This is a genomic window from Quisquiliibacterium sp. (assembly GCF_982640115.1).
Genome location: NZ_CEXFHW010000230.1, coordinates 1 through 5,093 on the forward strand (window position 1 = coordinate 1; position 5,093 = coordinate 5,093).

The 5,093-nt window shown below is 65.8% G+C and carries 7 protein-coding genes; 6 read left to right on the forward strand and 1 reads right to left on the reverse strand.

Annotated elements, in window-relative coordinates; genetic code table 11:
* Positions 1-188: flagellin N-terminal helical domain-containing protein (locus tag AC2H6A_RS17730; protein WP_484275048.1), on the reverse strand; the 188-nt coding region annotated here is incomplete at its 3' end.
* Positions 189-507: 319 nt separating this feature from the next.
* On the opposite strand from AC2H6A_RS17730, the gene flhD reads away from it, so the two are divergent.
* The 6 genes from flhD to AC2H6A_RS17760 form a co-directional block, all read left to right on the forward strand.
* A complete protein-coding gene (flhD, locus tag AC2H6A_RS17735; protein WP_484275049.1) occupies positions 508-840 on the forward strand; it encodes a flagellar transcriptional regulator FlhD in 333 nt (110 codons plus the stop codon).
* 2 nt (positions 841-842) lie between these two features.
* Positions 843-1,373: a flagellar transcriptional regulator FlhC gene (flhC, locus tag AC2H6A_RS17740; protein ID WP_484275050.1), complete on the forward strand. Its 531-nt coding sequence runs from the start codon at positions 843-845 to the stop codon at positions 1,371-1,373.
* A 270-nt stretch (positions 1,374-1,643) separates the two neighbouring features.
* The gene (motA, locus tag AC2H6A_RS17745) at positions 1,644-2,507 is read left to right on the forward strand and encodes a flagellar motor stator protein MotA (protein ID WP_484275051.1); all 864 of its coding nucleotides are present in this window, start codon (positions 1,644-1,646) and stop codon (positions 2,505-2,507) included.
* Positions 2,508-2,555: 48 nt separating this feature from the next.
* Positions 2,556-3,467 carry a flagellar motor protein MotB gene (motB, locus tag AC2H6A_RS17750; protein WP_484275052.1) on the forward strand — a complete coding sequence of 304 codons (912 nt, stop codon included), beginning with the start codon at positions 2,556-2,558 and terminating at the stop codon, positions 3,465-3,467.
* Between the two features lie 158 nt (positions 3,468-3,625).
* On the forward strand, positions 3,626-4,771 hold the full coding sequence (flhB, locus tag AC2H6A_RS17755; RefSeq protein ID WP_484275053.1) for a flagellar biosynthesis protein FlhB: 1,146 nt from the start codon (positions 3,626-3,628) through the stop codon (positions 4,769-4,771).
* Between the two features lie 32 nt (positions 4,772-4,803).
* A partial coding sequence (locus AC2H6A_RS17760; RefSeq protein ID WP_484275054.1) for an FHIPEP family type III secretion protein occupies positions 4,804-5,093 on the forward strand: 290 nt, incomplete at its 3' end.

Here is a 5,093-nt window from a genome sequence, read left to right on the forward strand (position 1 = left end):
ATCTCCATGCCGCGTGACTGGGCGCTCATGCGCTCGGAGATCGCCAGGCCGGCGGCGTCGTCCTTGGCGCTGTTCACCCGCATGCCGGTGGACAGGCGGTTGATCGAGGTGGCAAGGCTTGCGGCGTTGCCCGCGAGGTTGCGCTGCGCATTCAGGGAGAGGACATTGGTATTGATGATCTGGGTCATGTGATCGCTCCTGCTGTTTGGCTCAAGTCGCTGCCGGTGGTCAGGCAGCTTGTCCGGGAGTCCCTGCTCCCGGGACTGGAGGGCGCCAGGTTTCAGGCCTGGCCGTGTTGGGCGAATCGCCTTGGCTTGGTTATCGGCGCCCTGGCTGTGGCCTTTAGCACGCTCGGTCTGTCGGAAGAACTCCTACATCTGTCAGCGCCTGCCTGACAGGAAACACCGACATATTCGGATTCAAGAAACCCCGGCTTTTTCCGAGACTGGCGCCATGTCGGATGCGTTCCTTGAATGCACCGCGCCGGAACCCAAGGAGAACCCCGTGATGACCGATGAACGCCTGCTGTCCGAGATCCGCGACGCCAATCTTTCCTACCTGATCCTGGCCCAGCGGTTGATTCGCGCCGACAGAACGCAGTCGCTTTTCCGGCTTGGCATCTCGGAGGAGATTGCCGACATCATCGAGGCGCTCACGCCGGGCCAGATGATCAAGGTCGCTTCCGGCAACACCCTGATGTGCCGCTTCCGCTTCGACGAGGAGATGGTCTGGTCGCTGCTCTCCGACCATGGCCGCCGCGGCGCCGAGCGCGAGGACGCCAGCGCCTCCCGCCTGCATGCCAGCATCCTGATGGCCGGCAAGTTCAGCGAGGCGGTCTGATCATGGCCACCCGCAGCCTGCTGGAAGACAACAAACAGGTGCAGCGCGCGATCGCGCTGATCGGGATGGGCGCGCGTCTGCAGCTGCTGCAGTCCGAGACCAACCTGCCTTACGAGCGGCTCCTCAAGCTGTACAAGGAAGTGGCCGGCAAGTCGCCTTCGAAGGGCCAGCTGCCGTTCTCCACCGACTGGTTCCTGTCCTGGCAGCCGAACATCCACGCCTCGCTGTTCCTCAATATCCATGAGTACCTGCAGAAGGCCAGCGCCCTCGACGAGGTCGAGGTGCTGATGAAGGCCTGGCAACTGTATGAAGCGGAAGTCCGCACGCACGGTGTCGAGGCGCTGCTGTCCATCACCCGCGCCTGGCGCCTGGTGAAGTTCGTCGACTCCGGCATGCTGTGTCTGACCCGCTGCACACGGTGTGGCGGCAGCTTCGTGAACCATGCCTACGAACTCACCGGCAGCTATGTCTGCGGGCTGTGCGAACCCCCGGCTCGTGCCGGAAAAGGGCGACGCGAGGGTTCCATCCACTGACCGGCTGCTGTGGCGGGCGCCTCCCGGGGCGTCGGCTCGGAAGGGAAAGGCGGGCATGGCCCGCCTTTTCGCATTTCAGGTGCCGGCTGGGCCTGATCCGTCATGGGCGCCCAGGGCGCCCGCTGATTGCCAGGGCGGCTGCGGCGCTCGCCGACATCCTGTCGCGCGTCTGTCGGCCGGCTTGTCCGCCAGACGGTGCCTTGGAAAACTCAAGAAGCGCGCTCGTGGGCCGAAAGCAGACAGGAATCCACAGTCTGCGGGCGTCCCCACATGTTCGTCATCATCGGTTATGTCGTCGTGCTGATCGCGGTGTTTGGCGGCTACGCGCTGGCCGGTGGCAAGTTCGGCGTGCTTGCCAAGGCTGCGCCGATCGAGCTCTTCATCATCTGTGGTGCGGCGATTGGCGCGTTCCTGGTGGGCAACAGCGCCAAGAGCCTGAAGGCGACGGTCAAGGCCCTGCCGACCCTGTTCAAGGGCTCCAAGTACACCAAGGCACGCTACATGGAGCTGATGGCGCTGCTCTACGAGATCCTGACCAAGGCGCGCAAGGAAGGCCTGATCGCCATCGAGCAGGATGTCGAGTCACCGCACGAGAGTCCGATCTTCAAGCGCTATCCGAATGCAGGTGGTGACCATCATCTGGTGGAATTCATCACCGACTACCTGCGCATGATGGTCTCGGGCAACCTCAATCCGCACGAGATCGAGAGCCTGATGGACAGCGAAATCGAGACCCACCATCAGGAAGCCCATGGGCCGATGAACTCGATCGCCAAGCTCGGCGATGCATTGCCGGCGTTCGGCATCGTGGCGGCGGTGCTCGGCGTGGTGAAGACCATGGCCTCGGTCGGCGCGGCGCCCGCGGTGCTCGGCGGGATGATCGCCGGCGCGCTGGTGGGTACCTTCCTGGGCATCCTGATGGCTTACGGGTTCGTCTCGCCCCTGTCCAGCCTGCTCGAGCAGAAGGCGGAGGAGGCGGCCAAGGAGCTGATCTGCGTCAAGACCACCCTGCTCGCCAGCATGCAGGGTTACGCGCCGGCGATCGCGGTGGAATTCGGCCGCAAGGTGCTGTTCTCCACCGAGCGCCCGTCGTTCATCGAGCTCGAGACCCACGTCAAGCAGAAGCGCAGTTGATGCAGGGCTGCCGCCTCCCATCCTTCCACGACTGACCGAGCGCTCCGAATGGCCGCCGCCGACAAGAAGTCCCAGATCATCGTCGTCAAGCGCATCAAGAAGGGCGGCCATGGCCACCATGGCGGCGCCTGGAAGATCGCCTACGCCGACTTCGTCACGGCGATGATGGCCTTCTTTCTGCTGATGTGGCTGTTGGGCTCGACCACGAAGGGCGAGCTGCTCGGGATTGCCGAGCACTTCAACACGCCGCTGAAGGTCGCCCTGAGCGGTGGCTCGGGCAGCGGTGACAGCTCGTCGGTGGTGCAGGGCGGTGGCACAGACCTGACCCGCTCGGCCGGCCAGGTCAAGCGGGGCGAGATCGAGAGCACGCAGCGTCGTCAGATCAACCTCCAGGCCGCGCGCAACGAGCTGCGTCGCGAAGAGCAGAAGATGCTGGAGGAACTCAAGCAGAAGCTCGAGGCGGCGATCGCGGCCAACCCCCGGGTGTCCGGATTCAGCGGGCAGATCAAGCTCGACTTCACGCCGGAAGGCCTGCGCATCCAGATCGTCGATGACCAGAACCGGGCGATGTTCGACAGCGGTTCGGCGATCGTCAAGGACTACATGCGGGAACTGCTGCGGGAGATCGGCAAGGTGCTCAACGAGGTCCCGAACAAGGTCTCGCTCGCAGGTCATACCGACAGCGCGGCCTACGGGGGGGGGCAGCGCGGCTATTCCAACTGGGAGCTGTCGGCCGACCGCGCCAACGCCTCGCGCCGTGAGCTGGTGGCCGGGGGCATGGATGACGGCAAGGTCATGCGGGTGGTGGGTCTTGCCTCGGCCGTGCCCATGGAGACCGACAACCCGCGTCATCCTGTCAACCGGCGCATCTCGATCGTGGTGATGAATCGCGCGGCAGAGTCGCGTCTGCTCAACGGCGCCGAGCTGGCCGACGAGGCCGGCGGCGAGGGCCGAAACTGACGGGCAATCCGCGCCTCGCGCGCGATCCCCGGGCTCAGGGCGCGGCCGCCGATCGTCGCGCCGGATTCGAATAAGGGCGGCTGTCACCGCTTATTCCCGGCTTTATGGCCGTGGTCACACGCGAATAATCGGGGTCGAGATCTCCTCGAACCCCCGCGATGGCCGCCTCCGAAACCAGTCAGGAAGACAAGCAGCTAGAAGCCTCTGGCAAGAGGCTGGCGGAAGCCCGCGAGCAGGGTCAGATCCCCCATTCGCGCGATCTCGGCCATCTCATGGTGATGGGATCGGCGCTGCTGGCGGTGGTGCTCCTCGGTCCGGCGATCGGCCAGGGATCGCTCGAGCTGCTGCGCCACGCACTGCGGTTCAATCGCCCGCTGGCCATGGAGCCGCAGCTCATGACCGAGATGCTGGCTTCGCTCGCCGGCACCGCGCTCTGGATCGTCCTTCCCTGCGCCGCCCTGCTCGCGATCGCCTCGGTCATCGGATCGCTTGCCCCCGGTGGGCTGGCGATCACGACCAAGCCGCTCGCCCCCGACTTCTCCCGGCTCAACCCGGTCAGTGGCCTGGGCAGGATCCTCAGCAAGGACAGCCTGATCAATGCCGGCAAAGGCATCCTGCTGGCGGGTCTGCTGATCGCCGTGGCGGGCTGGTTCGCGCGCGCCCGTCTTGCCGAGTACCTGGGTCTGGGTCGTGCGGCATTGCCGATCGCGCTCGAGCATGTCCGTGCCAACCTGATCGCCGGGGTCAGCCTGATGCTGCTCGTGCTGTTCTTCGCGGCGCTTTTCGATGTGCCATGGCAGTGGTGGCGCCATCGGGTGAAGCTGCGGATGACCCACGAGGAGGCCCGCGAGGAGTTCAAGCAGGCTGAAGGCGATCCCCAGATCAAGGGCAAGATCCGCGCGCGTCAGCGCGAGGTTGCGCTCGCACGCATGATGCAGGCCGTTCCGACGGCCGATGTGATCATCACCAACCCGACGCACTACGCCGTGGCCATCCGGTACGACGAGGCCGGCATGGGCGCGCCACGCGTCGTCGCCAAAGGTGTCGACCACGTGGCGGCGCGCATCCGCGAGGCCGGGCAGAAGGCGCGGGTGCCTTTCGTGGAGGCGCCGCCGCTCGCGCGGGCGCTCTACGCGAAGGTCGACCTTGACGCCGAGATCCCGCAGGCGCTCTACATCGCGGTGGCCCAGGTGCTCGCCTATGTCTACCGGCTGCGGCACTGGATTCCCGGCCGCGGCCCGATGCCGGCCGCTCCCTCTGACCTGCCGGTGCCGGCAGGGCTCGATCCGAAGGCAGGTGCCTGATGAGCACGACCACCGCCACGCGCGGCAATCCGATGGTGGTGCAGCTGGGCGGCCTGACGCTGCACCTGCCGCCGTGGCAGGCACTGGCGATGCCGATGGTCATCGTGCTGACGCTGGCGATGATGATCCTGCCGCTGCCGCCGATGCTGCTGGACCTGCTGTTCAGCTTCAACATCGCGCTGTCGGTGGTCGTGCTGCTGGTGGCCGCCTACACCGTCAAGCCGCTGGACTTCGCGGTGTTTCCGTCGGTGCTGCTGGTGACGACGCTGCTGCGTCTGTCGCTCAATGTGGCCTCGACGCGCGCGGTGCTGATCAATGGCCA

What these genes read in the sequence shown, in the direction of transcription:
- flhD (WP_484275049.1), top strand. Translation starts at nt 508, where the DNA reads ATGACCGATGAACGCCTGCTGTCCGAGATCCGCGACGCCAATCTTTCC.
- flhC (WP_484275050.1), top strand. Translation starts at nt 843, where the DNA reads ATGGCCACCCGCAGCCTGCTGGAAGACAACAAACAGGTGCAGCGCGCG.
- motA (WP_484275051.1), top strand. Translation starts at nt 1,644, where the DNA reads ATGTTCGTCATCATCGGTTATGTCGTCGTGCTGATCGCGGTGTTTGGC.
- motB (WP_484275052.1), top strand. Translation starts at nt 2,556, where the DNA reads ATGGCCGCCGCCGACAAGAAGTCCCAGATCATCGTCGTCAAGCGCATC.
- flhB (WP_484275053.1), top strand. Translation starts at nt 3,626, where the DNA reads ATGGCCGCCTCCGAAACCAGTCAGGAAGACAAGCAGCTAGAAGCCTCT.